The organism is Campylobacter sp. RM16189 (assembly GCF_012978815.1).
Lineage (GTDB): Bacteria > Campylobacterota > Campylobacteria > Campylobacterales > Campylobacteraceae > Campylobacter_A.
Genome location: NZ_LIWR01000007.1, coordinates 29,380 through 47,945 on the forward strand (window position 1 = coordinate 29,380; position 18,566 = coordinate 47,945).

At 37.9% G+C, this 18,566-nt stretch carries 21 protein-coding genes; 15 read left to right on the forward strand and 6 right to left on the reverse strand.

From position 1 onward, the window contains the following. Positions 1-6: 6 nt before the first annotated feature. The 5 genes from CDOM16189_RS06310 to hemW all read right to left on the reverse strand — a co-directional run bounded on the left by CDOM16189_RS06310 (position 7) and on the right by hemW (position 4,390). Positions 7-1,035 (reverse strand): hypothetical protein, encoded by a 1,029-nt coding sequence (locus CDOM16189_RS06310; protein WP_169974876.1) that lies wholly within the window; start codon positions 1,033-1,035, stop codon positions 7-9. Positions 1,036-1,043: 8 nt separating this feature from the next. After that, complete coding sequence (queA, locus tag CDOM16189_RS06315; protein ID WP_502707257.1) at positions 1,044-2,084, reverse strand: tRNA preQ1(34) S-adenosylmethionine ribosyltransferase-isomerase QueA; 1,041 nt, start codon at positions 2,082-2,084, stop codon at positions 1,044-1,046. After that, the gene (gene tatC / locus CDOM16189_RS06320) at positions 2,056-2,859 is read right to left on the reverse strand and encodes a twin-arginine translocase subunit TatC (RefSeq protein ID WP_169974878.1); all 804 of its coding nucleotides are present in this window, start codon (positions 2,857-2,859) and stop codon (positions 2,056-2,058) included. Before tatC ends, queA begins: the two co-directional genes overlap by 29 nt. Next, on the reverse strand, positions 2,859-3,272 hold the full coding sequence (gene tatB, locus CDOM16189_RS06325; RefSeq protein WP_169974880.1) for a Sec-independent protein translocase protein TatB: 414 nt from the start codon (positions 3,270-3,272) through the stop codon (positions 2,859-2,861). The genes tatC and tatB overlap by 1 nt, the downstream gene beginning before the upstream one ends. 65 nt (positions 3,273-3,337) lie before the next feature. After that, entirely contained in the window at positions 3,338-4,390 is a 1,053-nt protein-coding gene (gene hemW / locus CDOM16189_RS06330) for a radical SAM family heme chaperone HemW (RefSeq protein ID WP_169974882.1), read from the reverse strand. 212 nt (positions 4,391-4,602) lie between these two features. On the opposite strand from hemW, the gene CDOM16189_RS06335 reads away from it, so the two are divergent. The 13 genes from CDOM16189_RS06335 (at position 4,603) to CDOM16189_RS06395 (ending at position 15,860) form a co-directional block, all read left to right on the forward strand. Further along, entirely contained in the window at positions 4,603-5,070 is a 468-nt protein-coding gene (locus CDOM16189_RS06335) for an RNA pyrophosphohydrolase (protein ID WP_169974884.1), read from the forward strand. Next, positions 5,070-6,269 carry an aspartate kinase gene (locus CDOM16189_RS06340; protein ID WP_169974886.1) on the forward strand — a complete coding sequence of 400 codons (1,200 nt, stop codon included), beginning with the start codon at positions 5,070-5,072 and terminating at the stop codon, positions 6,267-6,269. The genes CDOM16189_RS06335 and CDOM16189_RS06340 overlap by 1 nt, the downstream gene beginning before the upstream one ends. Next, positions 6,266-6,808, forward strand: coding sequence for a HobA family DNA replication regulator (locus CDOM16189_RS06345; protein WP_170000861.1), 543 nt, complete (start codon positions 6,266-6,268; stop codon positions 6,806-6,808). The genes CDOM16189_RS06340 and CDOM16189_RS06345 overlap by 4 nt, the downstream gene beginning before the upstream one ends. 5 nt (positions 6,809-6,813) lie before the next feature. Further along, positions 6,814-7,434 (forward strand): DNA polymerase III subunit delta', encoded by a 621-nt coding sequence (locus CDOM16189_RS06350; RefSeq protein ID WP_170000862.1) that lies wholly within the window; start codon positions 6,814-6,816, stop codon positions 7,432-7,434. Then, the gene (folP, locus tag CDOM16189_RS06355) at positions 7,431-8,579 is read left to right on the forward strand and encodes a dihydropteroate synthase (protein ID WP_170000863.1); all 1,149 of its coding nucleotides are present in this window, start codon (positions 7,431-7,433) and stop codon (positions 8,577-8,579) included. The genes CDOM16189_RS06350 and folP overlap by 4 nt, the downstream gene beginning before the upstream one ends. Then, complete coding sequence (gene ligA, locus CDOM16189_RS06360) at positions 8,572-10,509, forward strand: NAD-dependent DNA ligase LigA (protein ID WP_169974894.1); 1,938 nt, start codon at positions 8,572-8,574, stop codon at positions 10,507-10,509. The genes folP and ligA overlap by 8 nt, the downstream gene beginning before the upstream one ends. A 30-nt stretch (positions 10,510-10,539) precedes the next feature. Beyond that, entirely contained in the window at positions 10,540-11,265 is a 726-nt protein-coding gene (gene tlyA, locus CDOM16189_RS06365; protein ID WP_169974895.1) for a 23S rRNA (cytidine-2'-O)-methyltransferase TlyA, read from the forward strand. After that, positions 11,231-12,109 (forward strand): bifunctional riboflavin kinase/FAD synthetase, encoded by an 879-nt coding sequence (locus CDOM16189_RS06370; protein WP_169974897.1) that lies wholly within the window; start codon positions 11,231-11,233, stop codon positions 12,107-12,109. Before tlyA ends, CDOM16189_RS06370 begins: the two co-directional genes overlap by 35 nt. 1 nt (position 12,110) lies before the next feature. Continuing rightward, the gene (gene cmoA, locus CDOM16189_RS06375) at positions 12,111-12,815 is read left to right on the forward strand and encodes a carboxy-S-adenosyl-L-methionine synthase CmoA (protein WP_169974899.1); all 705 of its coding nucleotides are present in this window, start codon (positions 12,111-12,113) and stop codon (positions 12,813-12,815) included. Positions 12,816-12,903: 88 nt separating this feature from the next. Continuing rightward, positions 12,904-13,995 (forward strand): transglutaminase family protein, encoded by a 1,092-nt coding sequence (locus tag CDOM16189_RS06380; protein ID WP_169974901.1) that lies wholly within the window; start codon positions 12,904-12,906, stop codon positions 13,993-13,995. 5 nt (positions 13,996-14,000) lie between these two features. After that, positions 14,001-14,315: an aryl sulfotransferase gene (locus tag CDOM16189_RS06385; RefSeq protein ID WP_349304337.1), complete on the forward strand. Its 315-nt coding sequence runs from the start codon at positions 14,001-14,003 to the stop codon at positions 14,313-14,315. Continuing rightward, on the forward strand, positions 14,308-14,580 hold the full coding sequence (locus CDOM16189_RS06390) for a heavy-metal-associated domain-containing protein (RefSeq protein WP_169974905.1): 273 nt from the start codon (positions 14,308-14,310) through the stop codon (positions 14,578-14,580). The genes CDOM16189_RS06385 and CDOM16189_RS06390 overlap by 8 nt, the downstream gene beginning before the upstream one ends. A gap of 2 nt (positions 14,581-14,582) precedes the next feature. After that, entirely contained in the window at positions 14,583-15,860 is a 1,278-nt protein-coding gene (locus CDOM16189_RS06395) for a M20/M25/M40 family metallo-hydrolase (protein ID WP_169974907.1), read from the forward strand. A 72-nt stretch (positions 15,861-15,932) separates the two neighbouring features. Here CDOM16189_RS06395 and nth read toward each other — a convergent pair whose 3' ends face one another. Continuing rightward, positions 15,933-16,565 (reverse strand): endonuclease III, encoded by a 633-nt coding sequence (gene nth, locus CDOM16189_RS06400; protein ID WP_169974909.1) that lies wholly within the window; start codon positions 16,563-16,565, stop codon positions 15,933-15,935. 106 nt (positions 16,566-16,671) lie between these two features. Here nth and CDOM16189_RS06405 point away from each other — a divergent pair, with 106 nt between their 5' ends. Together CDOM16189_RS06405 and fbaA are read left to right on the forward strand one after the other, a co-directional pair. Then, on the forward strand, positions 16,672-17,484 hold the full coding sequence (locus tag CDOM16189_RS06405; protein WP_169975102.1) for a peptidylprolyl isomerase: 813 nt from the start codon (positions 16,672-16,674) through the stop codon (positions 17,482-17,484). Positions 17,485-17,501: 17 nt separating this feature from the next. Further along, positions 17,502-18,566, forward strand: a complete 1,065-nt coding sequence (gene fbaA, locus CDOM16189_RS06410) for a class II fructose-bisphosphate aldolase (protein ID WP_169974911.1) — start codon at positions 17,502-17,504, stop codon at positions 18,564-18,566.

The following is an 18,566-nucleotide window of genomic DNA, read 5'->3' on the forward strand; positions in this document are numbered from 1 at the left end:
ATATTTTTATACTCTATGATAACGGTGTTTGTAGGCATTGTTAATAATACAAATTAGAGTGTCTGGAGTGTAGGGCTGAGATAAGTATTGCACGTATATATTAGGATTTATTTTTAAACCATCATGATTGTTTTTGATTATAACCAAGCATATTTTTTTATTTATTAGATAACTCTCTATATCTTTTAAGTTTGTATCATCTATAATATCTGCTTGCATAAACACCATATCCGGTCTAAAAATATTATCTTCTATATGTCTTTTGATTATGTTTAGATCAGAAGTTGGTTTAACGTCAATATTCATAAATTCAAGTTCTTTCTTTAAAATATCAAACGAATATTGATTTTTTTCGGCTATTAATACAGTAAAGTTTTTTGGATACTCTATTTTTAATCCTTCAAGCGTATCCGTTTTAGCGTCTGAAAGATCAAGGGATATGTCGGCAGATGCTTTTAAATATCCTTTTGACTCATATTGAAACGATACTGCGGAACCATTTTTATTCGATATTTCTTGGGCTAAACGAAAAAACTTTCTACTTTTCGGTGTCATAGTCGTATGTATCATACTTTTATTTATGGAATCTGTGTAAAAACTATTATTGGCCCATACTGAGATTGTAAATTTGATCTGTCTTTTACTGTAATTGCTTAATAAAAATTTAATAATTATTGTTGAATTTGACAAATTTAAGAGCATTATTTGAGTTAGCGCATCTGTTAGTTTAACGACATTGGAAAAATCCGCATCAAATGTCCTTGGATAGTTCATGTTGTAATCAAGCAGTACTGTGTTATTATTTTTTTTTGAATCTTCGTTTAATGAATTCATTAGAAAGAACATGCTTTCTAATATATCCATTTGTGCTATTTTTCTTCTTGTATTACCGGATTGAAACTCAGGGTTTTTTCTAAGTAGCCTAACTCTTTTGTTGGTAAATTTTTCATTTAAATTTTTAGAATGTATATAGTATGCTACAAGCAGCATTAGATATAGAAAAAGAATTATGAAAAGTATTGCGCTAAATTCCATTGCTTATCCTAAATAATTAGCATTCCGTCACCATAAGAGTAAAATTTATACTCTTTTTCAATTGCCGTTTTATAAATTTCCATTGTCTTATCAAGACCTATAAAGCTTGTTACTAGCATTATGAGGGTTGACTTGGGAAGATGAAAATTTGTTAGAAGATAGTTTTGACGAATAGGTCTATTGTATAAATTCAAAAATAGCTTACACTCGCCGCTTGATATTTTGCTTCTTGCAAATTCCTCTACGCACCTTGTTACTGTTGTTCCAATACCTAAAATCGGCTTATTTGAATTTATTAGCTCTTGAGTATCTTTAGGGATTTGATAAAACTCGCCATGCATAAGATGATCCCTTATGATTTCAGACTCTACACTTTTAAATGTCCCAGCTCCGACATGAAGTGTGAGAAAATTTATATCATGATCTTTTTTTAGTGTTTTTATCATCTCGTCATTAAAGTGAAGGCTTGCCGTAGGAGCTGCTACTGCGCCGTGATATTTTGCAAATATGCTTTGATACCAGCTCTCATCATCTTTGTTATCAGCTCTTTTTATATACGGAGGAAGCGGCACATGCCCTATCTCTTCAAGTAGGTCAAATAGACTGGCGGCATCTAAAATTTGGCCGTTTTGAGTAAATTCAACCACTCTTGTACCATCTTCATAAATTTCACAAACTTTCGCAACCAAATCTTTATCGAATTTTATTAAAGTTCCTATTTTTACTTTGCCTTTTATATAGACGCTAAATTTATTATCGTTAAGAGGAGTATTTAGCAGTATCTCGCTTGATCCTCCGCTGTTTTTTTTGCCTAAAATTCTGGCTTTTACTACTTTTGTATCGTTGAAAATAATGGAACAATCCGGTAAAATTTCGTGTAGATTTTTAAATTTCAGATGGTGTATTTTGTCCTTGCCCCGTTCATATACAAGCAGTCTTGCCTCCTCTTTTGGCAATGTTGGAGTGGAGGCTATCAAATTTGGTGGAAGATAGTAGTCGTAGCTTGATAGCAGATCTATATCAGTCGCCATTGTAGTATATTTCGTCATCGTCATCGTCGCTGTCTTGCTGCTTTTTAGGTTCTTCTTTTGACTCTTCTTGAACTTCCTCTTCTTTTGGAGCCGGATTTATCTGTTTGGCTATAAAAATAGACAATCCGTAAAGCCCTATTAGAGGGATTGCCATTAAAAATTGGCTTATGATATCAGGAGGAGTCATAATGGCAGAAAATATAAATATAATTACCACCGCATATCTAAACGAATTTTTAAGTGTTGCGTCGGTTATTAGTCCTAATTTAGCCAAGAAAAAAGTGATAACAGGAAGCTCAAAGGCTATACCAAAAGCTATTAAAAGCTTAGTAAAAAAGCCTACATATTGCCCTATGCTAGGAAGTGCGGTAAATAATTCTCCGCCAAAATTTATAAGAAATACAAAGCCGATAGGAATTACCACATAGTAACAAAACGCAGCACCAACTAAAAACATAAATGTAGCTGCTAATACAAAAGGAATTACATATTTTTTTTCATTTTCATAAAGTCCTGGTGCTACAAATAGCCAAAATTGCCAGAATATTACAGGAAGTGAAAACATAAATCCGGCAAAAAACGCTACCTTCATAGCTGTAAAAAATGGCTCTTGAACCTGAGTAAAGATGATATTGCTTCCGGCCGGAAGAGCATTTTTAAGAGGGGCGGTCATGATAGCTAGGATTGGATTCCAGAAGCTAAAGCACACAATAAACATTACAAATACAACAGAAACACTTATGAAAAGCCTCTTTCTAAGCTCTACTAAATGCGGTTTTAACTCTTCAAACATTATGCCTCTTTCTTTTCTTCGTTGTTTTTATCGCCCAAAACCGCATCTTTTACTATATTTTGTGGATTTTTTATATTGTCAATACTGCTTTTTATGTCTGATATATTCTTGTTAAGTCCGCCGGTTACATCATTTACGCCCTTTTTTAGCTCATCAAGCTCTTCAAAAGTAAGCTTCTTGCGAACACTTTCAGTAGTTTTTGTGATGTTTTCTTTATACTTTTTCGCATCTTCTTTTAGCTCTGCAATTTTAATCTCCTGATCAAAATTAGCCTTTGCATCATTGACTGTTTTTTTAATAGTTTTAAAAAATCTAGCTATCTCAACCATTGCACTAGGAAGCTTATCCGGACCTAGAAACAAAACTGCTATGATTGCTATGATAATTATTTCGGGCAAACTCATACCAAACATTTAATATCCTAAATTTACATTTTAAATCAAATATTCTATCAGCTTTTTGCTCAATTTTCTATAAATTAGTTAACTATAAAGAGAGAAATTTCATCTGCTAGTAAAAAATTTGTTGCAAAATATCGCCCATCTCTAAAATTAAGCTTTTTATTTTTGTGTAAAATCTTGGCTCTAGCAACTTGCTCTTTTGATAATCTTGAAGCCTCAATCCCAACTATACTTCTAGCTCCTAAAAATATATGCTCTAAATTTTGCTCTTTCAAGCTTAGATTTTCTATATTTTTTTCATGCGGATTTTTTATATAGGCGTTTAAATTGTCACTATTTCTAAATCTAAATTCATTCATAAATCCTACTGCATAAGCTCCTATGGCAAGATAATTTTGTCCTTGCCAGTATCCAAGATTATGTCTGCAAATTTGACCAAAATTTGATATCTCATACTGTTTTAAGCCTATTTTTTCTATCTGGCTTATAAGAAATTTAGCTAGTATCGGACTATCCTTTTTATAGCTTATCCTGCCTTGAAATGGGGTCTTTTCTTCAAGGGTTAAAGAGTAAGCCGACAGATGAGATATCTCTAAATTTTTTATATTTTCTATTTCTATATCAAGCCGTTTTTTAGTATCAAATTTTGTGCCATATATTAAATCTACGTTTATGTTGTCAAATCCTGCCTTTTTTGCGTTTTTTACTGCTTCATATACATCAAATGAGCTATGAGTCCTACCAAGAAATTTAAGCTTATCTTCAAAAAAGCTTTGAGCTCCGAAACTAATGCGGTCTACCCCAAAGCCCATCATCTTTTTTAGCCAAACTAAATTTGCTGAATTCGGATTTGCTTCGGCCGTTATTTCGGCATCCGAAGCTAAAAATGCAGAAATTTCAAAAAATAAATTTTCATATAAATTTGCATCAATCACGCTTGGAGTACCGCCTCCTATAAAAACGCTTGTTATACTATTTTTCCTAACATCAAATTTGCAAATTTGAGCTTTCAGGTCATCTATCAAAGCTTTAAAATAGCTTTTGGCTAAATTTTCTTTGCCTACAAGCGATCCAAAGGCGCAGTATGGACATTTACTTTCGCAAAACGGAATATGTATATATAGGAGCATTTTTGCCTTACGTTTAAAATTGAGTTAATTATAATACAAAAGTTTGTATTTCACATAGTTTTATATTTTAGTGGCATCTTTTTTGAATTAAATACAAACGTGTGAAAATGTAAAATCAAGTTGCTCTTTATCTTTTTAAAAGCTCGATTTAAAGCTTGATATAAACTCTTTTAAGTTAAAATCTATCAAATTTTACATTTAGGTTTTAATCTATGCAAAAAAGCTACAGATCAAACGTTGCCGCCGTTGTTTTGGCTGCCACATACCCTTTTGATTGTAGGGTTTTTATAGCTCAAAGATGTGATTTGCAAGGTGTTTGGCAGTTTCCGCAAGGTGGGATTGATGAAGGAGAAAAGCCTAGGGAGGCTCTTTTAAGAGAGCTTAAGGAAGAGATCGGAACCGATGAGGTTGAGATTTTATGCGAGTATCCTGACTGGCTTAGTTATGATTTTCCACCAAATGTCTTAAAAGCTAAAAAATATCCCTATGACGGTCAAACTCAAAAATATTTTCTAGTAAGATTAAAGGCCGGAGCTAGGATAGACATTAAGACTAAAACCCCTGAATTTGATGAGTATAAATTTGTCCCTACCGATGAGGCGTTAAATGACATTAATCATTTTAAAAAACCGATTTACACTAAAGTTATGGGATACTTTAAAAAGAAAGGATTTATCTAATGCTAATCATTCAAAAATACGGCGGAACAAGCGTAGGAACGCTTGATAGAATAGAAAATGTTGCCAAAAGAGTGATTGAGAATAAAAAAGCGGGCAACGATTTAGTAGTGGTAGTTTCAGCTATGAGCGGAGTTACGAATCAGCTTATAGAGTATGCCGATTATTTTACTAAAAATGCCGATACTATAGCTATGGATATGCTTTTAAGCTCTGGCGAGCGAGTTACTTGTGCACTTCTTACAATAGCTCTTAATAATATGGGTTATAAGGCTGTAGCACTTACTGGAAGGCAGGCTGGAATCATAACAGATAATGTTCATACAAGAGCAAGAATAGAGATGATAGACACAAAGCGTATGAGAAGTGAGCTTGATGATGGTAAGATAGTGGTCGTGGCTGGCTTTCAGGGTATAGATCAGGATGGAAATGTCACTACTTTAGGACGCGGAGGAAGTGATCTAAGCGCTGTTGCCATTGCAGGAGCTTTAAACGCTGATTTGTGTGAAATTTATACAGATGTGGACGGAGTTTATACAACAGATCCTAGAATAGAAAGCAGAGCTAAAAAGCTTGATAAGATAAGCTATGATGAGATGCTTGAGCTTGCAAGCTTGGGTGCGAAAGTATTGCAAAATCGCTCTGTTGAGCTGGCTAAAAAATTAAATGTAAATTTAGTCACAAGAAGTAGTTTTAATCATAATGAAGGAACATTGATAACAAAGGAAGAGAATATGGAAGCAGTTTTAGTAAGCGGAATAGCACTTGATAGAAACCAAGCGAGAGTAACATTAAGAGGAGTAGTGGACAAGCCTGGAATCGCAGCTGAGATCTTTTCGGCCTTGGCAGAAAAAAACATAAATGTTGATATGATAATTCAAAACGTAGGGCAAGATGGCACTACAAATTTAGGATTTACCGTTCCCCAAAATGAACTTGCTGTAGCAAAAGAGTGCATGGATAAATTAGCCGCTGCAAAACATGTGGAGTATAGCGAAGATATAGTAAAAGTATCGGTAGTGGGCGTTGGTATGAAGAGCCATAGTGGTGTAGCATCTTTGGCGTTTAAAACTCTTGCAAAAGAGGGCATCAATATACAGATGATATCAACAAGCGAGATTAAAATTTCAGTCATAGTAGATCAAAAATATGGAGAACTTGCGGTTCGAGCGCTACATCAGGCATACAAGCTAGACCAATGAGTGATTTTATAAAGTGGACATTAGAGGCAATTAGAGATGAAGGCTCGCTAATGAGCTGGATGGAAGAAAGGCGCACGGAATGGACGCCTTTGCTTGCATCAAAGCTAAAATTTTTACTCGAAGGGCGCGTTTTTATCCTGATAACCGATAGCGAAAGGTTTTGGTTTGAGAAATATTTTTTAAAAAATATAAATAAACCCACAAATTCGCGTCCTGTCTTGCCATTTTTCTCACTTAGAGCTCTTTATCCGTCTTTTGACTCAATATCTTCAAAAGAAGAAATTTCTCTTTTGCAGGATATGCTAAGCCTTGCTTTTCCAAACGGCTATGTCTTCTTTTACGTCGGAAAAAGCAACGACAAAAGCGCGCAGATAGCCAAAGGCAAGGATGATAGCTACATGTGGCTGTTTGACGAGCAGGCGCAAAACAGCTTTTATCTAAGCTCAAGCGACGAGCTTTTGGATATTAAGCTTTTATCGCTTTATAAACTTTTTGATAAAAGCATTGATGCCGCGCTCTTTGCTAAAGTGATGCTTTAGATTTCATGCATAGCAAGATTGTTATCACGAGTGATTTTGAAGCTTTAAAGGAGGAGCTTTTAAGGCTTTATGATCCAAATTTTTTAAGATTTTTTATAACCGAAGATTTCTTGCTTGAAAATGCAAAAGAGGTCATAGCTGAGGCTTATATCGCAGAAAATAGCGAAAAACTGCTTGTCGTGATGGCTAAAAATTTTCGCATAGAAGCTCAAAATTCACTCCTTAAGATCATAGAAGAGCCTCCTAGAAATATTAAATTTATAATCGCTTGTGAATCTAAAAACATGCTACTTCAAACGATTCGCTCACGTCTAATCACTGAAAATAGGCTTATAAAAAAAGAACGCATAAAAAGCGGGTTAAATTTCACTCGTCTTGAGTTAAAAGAAATTTATCGCTTCATAGACGAACAAATCGAACTTGAAAGAGCCGACAAGCTCGGTAAAAACGAGCTAAAGGAGTTAATTTCGTCAATTGCCCTAGAAGCTAGCGAAGCGGGAGTTAAATTTAGTCAAGATGAATTAAGCTACTTTTACAAGGCGGTTAAACTTGCCGAGCTAAATACGAAATCACATGCGCTTTTAACGCCGATTTTGCTGATGATATATGAAAAGGGCCGAAGGTGAAAATTTTTAAGATAAATCAAGACACGAATTTCGATGAAATTTGCAAATTTATTAGCCCAAGCAAAGAAGGCCAGGCGATAATGAAAAAAAAGGCGAATCTAAATTTTTTCCTTTTAAAAGATATCCGATCGCCTGCTGCAAACATACTAAAACAAGACGCGCTTAGCATAGGAGCCGAGCTTGTAACGCATAAAGATACGATTTTAAACGGCGAGAACTCAACTGCGCTTTTAATCGCAACCGATGCACAGATAAAAGAGCTTGCAAAAAAAGAAGCTGCGCAGGATTTTGGACTTAAAAATTTGGCTAAATTTTTAAAATCAAGCTTTAAAAAACCAATTAAACCCCAAATCATGGGTGTTGTGAATGTAAATGAAGATAGCTTTAACGCCCAAAGCAGAGTAGATACAAAAAGCGGTATAAAAAAGATAGAAGCAATGATAACAGAAGGTGCTGAGTATATCGATGTGGGCGCGGTTAGCTCGCGTCCGGGCAGTAAATACGTAGGCGCTGAAATCGAGTTTGAGCGACTTAAGGATATCGTGGCTGAAATTTACCGCCTAAATTTGCATGAAAAGGCGAAATTTAGCCTTGATAGCTTTGATGAATACTGCCTTGAATACGCCCTAAATCACGGCTTTAAGATGATAAATGATATCACGGCAGATACAAATTTAGCTAGCCTTGCCGTTAAGTACGGCGTGCAGTACTGCCTCATGCATATGCAAAACAGTCCTGAAAATATGCAAGACAGTCCGCATTATGATGATCTACTCGGCGAGATAGATAGCTTTTTCGCGGATAAAATCGCTAAAGTGCGCGAGCTGGGATGTGAAGATATCGTGCTTGATGTCGGTATCGGCTTTGGAAAAACTCCGCAAGATAATTTGCTTTTGATAAAGCATTTGGAGCATTTTTTGCACTTTGGCTTGCCTCTTTTGGTTGGCGCAAGCAGAAAGTCCGTCATAAATTTTTATAGCCCAAGCGAGGTTAGCAAGCGACTCCCGGGGAGTTTGTATCTGCATCAAAAAGCCTTTGAAAACGGTGCAAGCATAATAAGAACACACGATGTAAGCGAGCATGTGCAGATGTTTAAGATGGATGAAGCGATGAGAAATTTAAGCCTTTGGAGCCAAAATGGATAAAAAAGAGTATCTAAAAAGCGTTGATCTGCTAAATTTGTGGGCGAAGGCGTATTACGAAGATGATGCTCCGATCGCGACTGATGAGGAGTATGACGAGCTTTATCACAGAGTGCTTGAGTTTGAGCGTATGAACCCTGCTGAAATTTCGATGTTTTCACCGACTAAGCGAGTCGGCGGAGAGGTAAGCGAGGGCTTTGTAAAGGCTGATCACGTAGAGCGCATGTGGAGCATGGAGGATATATTTGACGAAGCAGAGCTGGTAGCTTGGCTAAACCGAGGCGATAAGCTCGGTCAAAAATTTGTTATCCAGCCTAAATTTGACGGAGCTAGTCTTAATCTTCTTTACGAAAACGGCGAGCTAAAACGCGCTATAACTCGCGGTAACGGCATAACTGGCGAAGATGTAACGACAAATGCAAGGGTGATTAAAAATATCCCGACAACTATCGCTTATAGCGGCAAGATCGAAATTCGCGGTGAAGTTGTAATCTCAAAGAGTGATTTTGACGAGATAAATTTAGCTCGCATGCAAAGAGGCGAAACCCAGCTTGCAAATCCTAGAAACGCAGCCTCAGGTAGTCTAAGGCAGCTTGATAGCAAGATAACGGCGAGCAGACGGCTTCAGTTTCGTCCGTGGGGGTATGGTGCTCAAAATTTAGGGCTTAAAAACTACTCTGAGATCATGGAGTTTATCTATTCGCTTGGCTTTGAGCGCGAGGAGTTTTTTAAAATTTGCCTTAATCTTGAAGAGATAAAAACCGCTTACAGTGAGCTTCTAAATTTGCGTGAAAATAAGCCATTTATGATGGATGGAATGGTCGTAAGAGTTGATAATGTAGCGTTTTCAAACGAGCTTGGATACACCGAAAAATTCCCGAAATTTATGGTCGCTTATAAATTTCCTGCGATTGAAAAGACGACAAGGCTTGTTGATGTGGCGCTTCAGGTGGGAAGAAGCGGTGTCGTAACTCCCGTAGGCGTGCTTGATGAGGTAAATATCGACGGCGTTAAGGTTAAATCAGCCACTCTTCATAACTTCGATGAGATTAAGCGCCTTGGCGTTATGAAAGGTGATTTTATAAGCATTATCCGCTCAGGCGATGTGATACCAAAGATAACGGGAGTCTTTAAAGAGCGCAGAAACGGCTGCGAAACGCCGATAGAGCGTCCGCATAACTGCCCGGTTTGCGGTACTATGCTGCTTGATGAAGGGGTTTTTATCAAGTGTCAAAATTTAGAGTGCAAGGCACGCGTCATAAACTCACTCATCCACTACGCTTCAAAGCGCTGTCTAAATATCGACGGGCTTGGCGAAGCTATCGTAAATCAGCTGTTTGAGGCGGGTTTTGTAAATAAAATAGCCGATATATACAGGCTTAGCGCAAATGAATTATCAAGTCTTGAGGGCTTTAAGGATAAGAAAATTTCAAATTTGCTAAATGCTATTAATATCGCGCGCACTCCGAATCTGCATAGCTTCATAACCGGTCTTGGTATCGAGCATATCGGAGAGGTTGCGGCTAAGAAGATAGCAAGACAGTTTGGCGACAAGTGGCTAGAACTTAGCTATGAGGAGCTTATGAGCATTGACGGTTTTGGTGACGCGATGGCTGAGAGCTATGTGGAGTTTATGCAGGTAAATAGAGAAAATTTAGCCCAGCTTTTAAGCTTCGTAACTCCGAAATTTGAGAAATTTGAAGTTAAACAAAGCGATATAAGCGGCAAAATCTTTGTGATAACGGGCACACTTAGTAAGGGCAGGGATGAATTTAAGGCTATTTTAGAGGCTCACGGCGCTAAGGTTTCAGGCTCGGTTTCTAAAAAGACGGATTTTGTTTTGGCTGGAAGTGAAGCCGGAAGTAAGCTTGATAAGGCGCGCGAACTTGGCGTTAGAGTGATAAGCGAAGAAGAACTTGTGGAGATGCTTTGAGGTTAAATTTGGCTGTTTTTAGGGGTTGTGATGAGGTTTGATCTGTTTGTGGCACAAAGGCTTGATATCAGCAGAAACAAGGCTAGCGAGCTCATAAAATCGGGTAAAATTTTACTAAACGGCGAAGTTGAGACAAAGCCAAATAAAGAAGCTGGCGAAGATGACAAGATAAATTTGCTTGAAGAGGTTTATGTCGGACGAGGAGCGCTTAAGTTAAAGAGCTTTTTAGAACATTATAAGCTTGATTTAAAGGGCAAAACAGCTCTTGATATCGGTAGTAGTACAGGTGGATTCGTGCAAATTTTGCTTAAAGAGGGCGCAAGTAGAGTAACCGCGCTTGATGTGGGCAATAGCCAGCTTGATGAGAGCTTAAAAAGCGATAGTAGGGTCGAGGTAAAAGAAGATACCGACATAAGAGAGTTTGCTCGCGAGGCGAAATTTGAAGATGAAAGTATGAAATTTGATGTAGTAACCTGCGATGTGAGCTTCATCTCAGCAACTCAGATACTGGCTGATATTTTTAGAGTCGCAAAAAAGGATATAATAATACTCTTTAAGCCCCAGTTTGAAGTAGGGCGCGAGGCTAAACGCAACAAAAAAGGCGTCGTAACCGATGCTAAAGCGGTGTCGCAAGCAAGGGCTAAATTTGAGCTTGCGGCTGCAAATTTGGGCTTAGTGTTAAGAGCATGCCAGCAGTGCGAGATAAGAGGAAAGGAAGGAAATGCCGAATTTTTCTACTCTTTTAACAAAGTCTGATATAACGGCTGTTGCGATCGGGCATTTTGATGGAGTTCATCGCGGACATAGGCAGCTTTTGGATCGTTTGGGCGAATTTGGCGGACTAGTTGTTATAGATAAGGATAAAGCCAATCTTACTCCAAAGCTTAAACGCGCTGAATACTCGAGATATCCTTGCTTTTTATATAATTTTGCAGACATAAAAGGCTTGAGCGGACCTGAATTTATCGATCTTTTAAAAAGAGATTTTAAAAATTTAAAAAAGATAGTCGTGGGATTTGATTTTAGATTTGGGCGAAACAGAGCGTGGGACAAGTATGATTTAAAGCGAATTTTTGACGGGCAAGTTGATATCGTGCAAGAATATTGTTTTGACGGGATGGGTGTGCATAGCTCGGCTATTAGAGAATTTATAAAACAGGGAAAAATTTATGAGGCAAATCACCTACTGGGACGCGAATACTCAATCGAAGGCGATGTGATCAAAGGTCAAGGAATAGGGCAAAAAGAGCTTGTGCCGACTCTAAATTTGGATGTAAAAAACTATCTTTTGCCTATCGAGGGCGTTTATGCAACGCGCACAAGAATCGGCTATAATACCTATGGCTCGGTAACTTTTATCGGCAATCGCTTAAGCACGGATGGCAAATTTAGCGTAGAAACTCACGTGATAAACGAAAACATACCAAGTGCCAGCCATGTAGCGGTATGCTTTATCAAGCGACTTCGCGGCAATATGAAATTTAGAAATTTAAGCGAGCTAAAAGAGCAGATCAGGCTTGATATCAAGCAGGCTTCGCAGTTTGTGGGAACTTGTGATCTATATATAGACGATAAGATGGTAGTTGGAAGCAGGGCGTAAGATGAGAGATGAAATTTTTAAAGAGCCGATAAAAAAGCAGTTTGAATTTGACGCTGCAGTGGCTAGTGTCTTTGATGATATGATAAACCGCTCGGTGCCACACTATGATATCGCGCAAGGTCTTATCGTGGAATTTCTTGTAAAGACTTTGAAAAAGCAGGCTTGCGTGATCGATCTTGGCTGCTCTACGGCTTCCACGCTACTTAGGCTTTATGAGGCAAGAAGTGATCTAAATTTGCGCGGCATAGATAACGCAGCCGCCATGCTTGAAAACGCAAACGCAAAGATAAGAGCGTATGGAGCTAACATAAGCCTTGAGCTTGCCGATATATTAGAGTGCGATTTAGGTGTGCAAGATGCGGTGCTGATGAACTATACTTTGCAGTTTATCCGCCCTATAAAAAGACAGGAATTCGTGGGCAAAATTTATGAGAGCCTAAATGAAAACGGAATTTTCGTCTTTAGCGAAAAGATGATATTTGAAGATAAGACATTAAGTAAAAATATCATCGAAATTTACGAAAACTACAAGCTAAATCAAGGGTATTCTAAATTCGAAATCGCTCAAAAGCGAGAAGCTCTTGAAAACGTGCTGATACCATACACTGAAGCCGAAAACAGAGAGCTTGCTTTAAATGCGGGATTTAAGAGTGTGGAGTGCTTGTTTAGATGGGCAAATTTCGCCACATTTATAGCATTTAAGTAGTATAAAAATTTCAAACTAATTTTAGTAATTAGCAAGTAAAATACCTCTTAAGAGTTGCGGTGCAACTATATTTATATAAGGCATTTTCATGCAAAGACGTGATTTTTTCAAATTTAGTGCGGTTGTCGGTGCGGCTAGTTTTGCGCCTAATGTTGTTTTAGCTAATAGTGAGGCGATTAAGACGCCTAACAAAAATAGAATTTTTGACGTTAGCTTAAAGCATAGTTTAAAAGAGCAGGGTAAGCTTAGCAGGCTTTGGGTTCCGCTTCTTGTCGGTAACGAATATCAGCAGCTTGTAAGCAACTATGATGTATCGACAAACGCAAAAGAACACTATATCTCAGATCTTGTGATACCTACGCTTTATGCGGGATTTGGCGAAGATGAAAAAGATGCGAATTTAGAGCTTAAATTTCGTGTCCGGACACAGGAGAGAAATACTGATTTTAGCAAGGTAAATTTCAACGAAAACGAAAAACTTAGCCCTGAGATAGAGTTTTTCTTAAAACCTACTAAACAAATCCCAAATACAGGCATAGTAAAGCAAAAAGCCGAAGAGATCGTAAAAGGCATAAAGGGCGATCTTGAAAAGGCAAAAGCTATATACACTTGGGTGGCAAATACTATGGAGCGGGATAACAGCGTCATAGGATGCGGTCTAGGAGATGTAAAAGCGATACTTGAAAGCGGAAAGCTCGTGGGCAAATGCACCGATATAAACTCCGTTTTCGTAGGGCTTTGCAGGGCGGTTGGCATACCTGCTAGAGAGCTCTTTGGCATAAGAGTCGGTCAAAGCAGATTTTCAAACGAGATGGGCAAGGCGGATGAAAACGGACTTGCTAAAATTTCAGGCGGACAGCATTGTAGAGCGGAATTTTATCTTAAAGGATACGGCTGGATACCCGTAGATCCTGCCGATGTTACTAAAGTGCGTCTAGGTGAAAAGCTAAGCAATAGCGATGAGAAATTAAACAAAATTCGCGAATATCTCTTTGGTAACTGGGAGATGTGCTGGGTAGGCTTTAACTACGGACGCGACTTCATCTTGAAGCCCGAGCCTGAGCAAATCCCGCTAAATAACTTCGGCTATCCGTATGCGGAAACTGACGGAAATACGGCAAATTATTATTCGCCACAAGATTTTAGCTACGACTATACCGCACAAGAGTTAAAAGCTTGAGAAGTGTGTTTTTAGCCATCGCTTCGATAATAAGTGCTTTTGCGGCTACACTTTGCTGCTTGCCGGCACTTGTTTTTTTGATATTTGGATCTACATTTACTCTTTTTGGTTTTGCCGAGCAGCTAAGCGAATTTAGAGGGATTTTAAGTATTCTTGCCCTTGTTTGCTTGGCTCTTTCTATATTTTATTTTTTTAAAAAAGATAGAAGTTGCTCGCTTAAAAAAACAGGCAAAAAATGGCTTTTGATATATGTTTTTTTAGCTGTTTTTGTGTTTATTTTGCTATCATATCCTGAAGTTTTGGGGGCTATCTATGCGTAAATTTATCGCTCTTATCTTTCTTTGCGCTTTTTCGTTTGCCGATCAAAAAGTTGTTATTTTGGTTGAGGAGATGCACTGTCCGCTTTGTACGGCTATGGTTAGAAAAGCGCTATTAAAAGTAGATGGCGTAAAAGAGGTAAAGGCTAGTTTGCGCGATAAGACGGCAGTTGTTAAAACGCTTAAAGATATAAGCGAGCAACAACTCTTAGACGCGGTAGCAACCACAGGCTATAAAGGTAAGATAATAAACAACTTAAAGGAGTAGAAATGCAAAAAAATGACGTTATGAGCGACTTTAAAAAGCTTTGCGAAATTCCTCATTGTAGCTATGAGACAGAACAGATGAGAGAATTCTTGGTAGAATTTGCCAAATCTCAAGGCTTTAATGTAGATGTGGACGAGCTTGGAAATATACACGCTCACAAAGGAAATCCTAAAATTTGCCTTCAAAGCCACTATGATATGGTTTGCGTAGGTGCTGCTCCAAAGCTAGAGCTTATCGAAGAAAACGGGATTTTAAGAGCTAAAAACTCAACTTTAGGTGCAGATAACGGCATAGGCGTAGCCATGATGATGGGTGCGATGAGAGAGTTTGCGAATTTAGAGTGTCTGTTTACAAATGATGAAGAGGTTGGGCTTGTAGGCGCAAACGGATTTAAAAGTAAGATTATCGCTCCAAATTTGTTAAATTTAGACAGCGAAGAAGATGATCGTGTGACTTTAGGCTGCGCAGGCGGTATAAACGTAAGCGCAAAGGTAAGCGATGAAAAAGTTAAAAAAAGCGGAAAAGTTTATGAAGTAAGCGTTACCGGACTTCCGGGTGGTCACTCGGGTAATGAAATTCATAAAAACATCCCAAGCTCCATAAAGATAATCGGCAAATTTTTAGCCGAAAACGGTTGTGAGCTGATCAGCCTTGACTTTGGCGAAAGAAGCAACTCTATCCCTGCAAATGCAAGATGTAAGGTGCTTTGCGCGCAAGAGCTAAAATCAGACGGCCTTGTAGAAGTAGTTGCTCTTAATGAAGATAGTGCCGAGGTGCTGGCTCACAGCGGTAAAATTTTAGCCCTTATCAACTCATTCCCGCAAGGCGTAAGAAGCTATAATGTCGAGCTAAATATGGTAAATAACAGCATAAATCTCTCAACCGTCAAGCAAAAAGATGGCTTGGTGGAATTTGACTTCTTCGGAAGAGCTATGACTAGAGAAGGGCTTGATATCGTAGGTTTTGAGACTAAGACTTTAGCTGATGCTCTTGGCTTTGACGTTAGCGTAAGGGACCGCTCGGCTAACTGGAGTCCGTCGATTAGCGAGTTTAGCGAAGTAGTGCTTGAAGAGCTTAAGAAATTTAAGCCTGAAGCTAAATTTTCAGCCGTTCATGCCGGACTTGAATGCGGAATTTTAGTAAGCAAGCAACCGAGCCTTGAAGCTTGCTCTATCGGACCGAACATCCACTCGCCTCACTCGGTAAACGAGCACTGCGAGATAGAGTCGGTTGAGATGATGGATAAGGTCGTTAGAAATATAGTTGCACGTATGCAGTAGATTTTTGCATATTAATTAATAATTTTAAGTGCAAATCAGTCATGATATGGTTTGATTTGCACTCCTTAAATTTTAAATTCTCTTATCCTTGCTTTTACAAAGCTCACTCATAAAGCACTCTTCACACTTTGGTTTAACCGCTTTGCAGGTATATCGGCCAAATAAGACCATAGCTTGATGAAGTATATTTAGATCAGTTTTAAAAGCCTTGGTTAGATCTATTTCTACGGCTTCAGGAGTCTTAGCGCTGCTTAAACCAAGTCTATGAGAGACTCTAAATACATGGGTGTCCACAGCCATTAAATTTTCGCCGTTATGCTCTATAAGTACTACATGAGCGGTCTTTTGTCCGACTCCGGCAAGACTTACCAGATCTTTTTCGTTTAATGGAATCTCTCCGCCGAAATTTTCCATAACACTTTTTGCCATTTTGATTAAATTTTCAGCCTTGTTGTTAAAGAAGCTGCAACTTTGTATCAGCATCTTTACGCTCGCCAAATTTGCATTTGCCATTGAATTTATATCGGGATATGCCTTAAAAAGCTCAGGTGTTATTAGATTTACTCTCTTGTCGGTGCATTGTGCAGATAGCATCACACATACTATGAGTTCATATAGGTTTCTAAACTGAAGTTCGCTTCTTGCGTTTTCAAAATTTGCTAAAAATTTATTTTTTATATTTTGTATATCTTTTTTCGTTCTCAATGATATTACTCAGCCTTTTTAGTTTAAAATTTCAATGAATTATAACCTATTCTTAACAACTTTCTTGGTATAATCGAGCGTAAATTTTTTTAAAAGGATTCGCATGATGAATAAGGTTTTGTTTGGAGCTTTGAGTTTAGCGGCTGCTATGAGCCTAAATGCAGCTGTTTATGCAACTGTTGATGGTATGAATATAGAAGAAAAAGATGTGCAACTTACACTTGGTGCTATGCCTGGAGTAACTATTGAACAACTTCCTAAAGATACTCAAAAAAAGGTAATAGACGAGACTATAGCTAGAAAGCTTCTTACTAAAGAGGCTAAAAAAAGCGGAATAGAGAAAGATAGCGAATATAAAAATGCTATAGAGACTTTAAAAGACAATGTAGCGCTAGATGTTTGGATGAGAAAAATTTTTAACGATATTAAAGTAAGCGAAAAAGATGTGAAGGATTTTTACGATAAAAATAAAGATCAATTTGCAGAGCCTGCACAAGCTAAAGCTAAACATATTTTAGTATCTGCTGAAAAAGATGCAGTTGATATAATAAATCAGCTAAAAGGTCTAAAAGGAGATGCTTTAGTTAAAAAATTTGAAGAGATAGCCAAAGCTAAATCAATAGATCCCGGTTCAGGCGCTAACGGCGGTGAGCTAGGCTGGTTTGGTCAATCTCAAATGGTAAAACCATTCGCAGATGCTGCTTTTGCACTTAAGAAAGGTGAAATTACAACAAAACCTGTTCAAACACAGTTTGGTTATCACGTAATATTTAAAGAGGACTCTAAAAATGCAGGAACAGCTACTCTTAATGAGGTTAAAGGCCACATCGAGAGTAATTTAAAAATGGAAAAATTTAGAGACGAGATGAAAAAACGTGGCGATGATCTTCGCGCTAAAGCAAAAGTTGAATATAAATAATTAAAAAGAGGTGCAAAATGGGTGTTTTGGATATCGTAAAGCCAGGAGTTTTGGTAGGAGATGATGTTAATAAACTTTATGAATATGCTAAAAGCGAAGGGTTTGCGATCCCTGCGGTAAATGTTGTAGGAAGTAATTCGGTAAATGCAGTATTAGAAGCCGCAAAGACAGCTAAAGCACCTGTTATTATTCAGTTTTCAAACGGTGGAGCCGGATTTTATGCTGGTAAGGCCTGTGAAAATGCAGCCGTTCTTGGAGCGGTTGCAGGAGCGCAACATGTGCATTTATTGGCTAAGCATTACGGTGTGCCTGTAATCCTTCATACTGATCATGCCGCAAAAAAATTGCTCCCATGGATAGATGAACTTATTAAATTTAGCCGTGAATATAAGAAATTTCACGGCAAACCACTTTTTAGCTCTCATATGCTTGATCTTAGCGAAGAGAGTTTAGAAGAAAATATCTCAATTTGCGAAAAATACTTAAAAGAGCTTAGCGAACTAGGAATTAGTCTAGAAATCGAGCTTGGAGTAACCGGCGGGGAAGAAGACGGTGTCGATAATACTGGCGTAGATAATGCTCTTTTATACACACAACCTGAAGATGTGGCTCTTGCTTACGAAAGACTTGGCAAGATAAGCGATAAATTTAGCATTGCGGCCAGCTTTGGTAATGTTCATGGAGTTTATAAGCCAGGAAATGTGGTGTTAAGACCTGAAATATTAAAAAATTCTCAGGAATTTGTTAGTAAAAAATTTAACACAACTTGCAAAAAACCTGTAAATTTCGTATTTCACGGTGGAAGTGGAAGTGAGTTAAAAGATATTAAAGATGCTGTTAGCTACGGTGTAATTAAGATGAACATAGATACCGATACTCAGTGGGCGTTTTGGGATGGAGTGAGGGAATATGAACTAAAAAATAGAGCCTATTTGCAAGGTCAAATAGGAAATCCTGAAGGTGATGATAAACCTAATAAAAAATATTATGATCCTAGAAAATGGCTAAGAGGCGGAGAAGAGTCTATGGTGAAACGCCTACTTACAGCATTTGAGGATTTAAACTGCTTGAATAGAAATTAA

Excerpts from the sequence above, each read along its gene's own strand:
- CDOM16189_RS06370 (WP_169974897.1), top strand. The coding sequence starts at position 11,231 with ATGCCGAATTTTTCTACTCTTTTAACAAAGTCTGATATAACGGCTGTT.
- fbaA (WP_169974911.1), top strand. The coding sequence starts at position 17,502 with ATGGGTGTTTTGGATATCGTAAAGCCAGGAGTTTTGGTAGGAGATGAT.
- CDOM16189_RS06405 (WP_169975102.1), top strand. The coding sequence starts at position 16,672 with ATGAATAAGGTTTTGTTTGGAGCTTTGAGTTTAGCGGCTGCTATGAGC.
- CDOM16189_RS06310 (WP_169974876.1), bottom strand. The coding sequence starts at position 1,035 with ATGGAATTTAGCGCAATACTTTTCATAATTCTTTTTCTATATCTAATG.
- CDOM16189_RS06395 (WP_169974907.1), top strand. The coding sequence starts at position 14,583 with ATGCAAAAAAATGACGTTATGAGCGACTTTAAAAAGCTTTGCGAAATT.
- tlyA (WP_169974895.1), top strand. The coding sequence starts at position 10,540 with ATGAGGTTTGATCTGTTTGTGGCACAAAGGCTTGATATCAGCAGAAAC.
- CDOM16189_RS06390 (WP_169974905.1), top strand. The coding sequence starts at position 14,308 with ATGCGTAAATTTATCGCTCTTATCTTTCTTTGCGCTTTTTCGTTTGCC.
- CDOM16189_RS06335 (WP_169974884.1), top strand. The coding sequence starts at position 4,603 with ATGCAAAAAAGCTACAGATCAAACGTTGCCGCCGTTGTTTTGGCTGCC.
- cmoA (WP_169974899.1), top strand. The coding sequence starts at position 12,111 with ATGAGAGATGAAATTTTTAAAGAGCCGATAAAAAAGCAGTTTGAATTT.
- CDOM16189_RS06380 (WP_169974901.1), top strand. The coding sequence starts at position 12,904 with ATGCAAAGACGTGATTTTTTCAAATTTAGTGCGGTTGTCGGTGCGGCT.
- tatB (WP_169974880.1), bottom strand. The coding sequence starts at position 3,272 with ATGTTTGGTATGAGTTTGCCCGAAATAATTATCATAGCAATCATAGCA.
- hemW (WP_169974882.1), bottom strand. The coding sequence starts at position 4,390 with ATGCTCCTATATATACATATTCCGTTTTGCGAAAGTAAATGTCCATAC.
- tatC (WP_169974878.1), bottom strand. The coding sequence starts at position 2,859 with ATGTTTGAAGAGTTAAAACCGCATTTAGTAGAGCTTAGAAAGAGGCTT.
- queA (WP_502707257.1), bottom strand. The coding sequence starts at position 2,084 with ATGACGAAATATACTACAATGGCGACTGATATAGATCTGCTATCAAGC.
- CDOM16189_RS06345 (WP_170000861.1), top strand. The coding sequence starts at position 6,266 with ATGAGTGATTTTATAAAGTGGACATTAGAGGCAATTAGAGATGAAGGC.
- CDOM16189_RS06340 (WP_169974886.1), top strand. The coding sequence starts at position 5,070 with ATGCTAATCATTCAAAAATACGGCGGAACAAGCGTAGGAACGCTTGAT.
- ligA (WP_169974894.1), top strand. The coding sequence starts at position 8,572 with ATGGATAAAAAAGAGTATCTAAAAAGCGTTGATCTGCTAAATTTGTGG.
- CDOM16189_RS06350 (WP_170000862.1), top strand. The coding sequence starts at position 6,814 with ATGCATAGCAAGATTGTTATCACGAGTGATTTTGAAGCTTTAAAGGAG.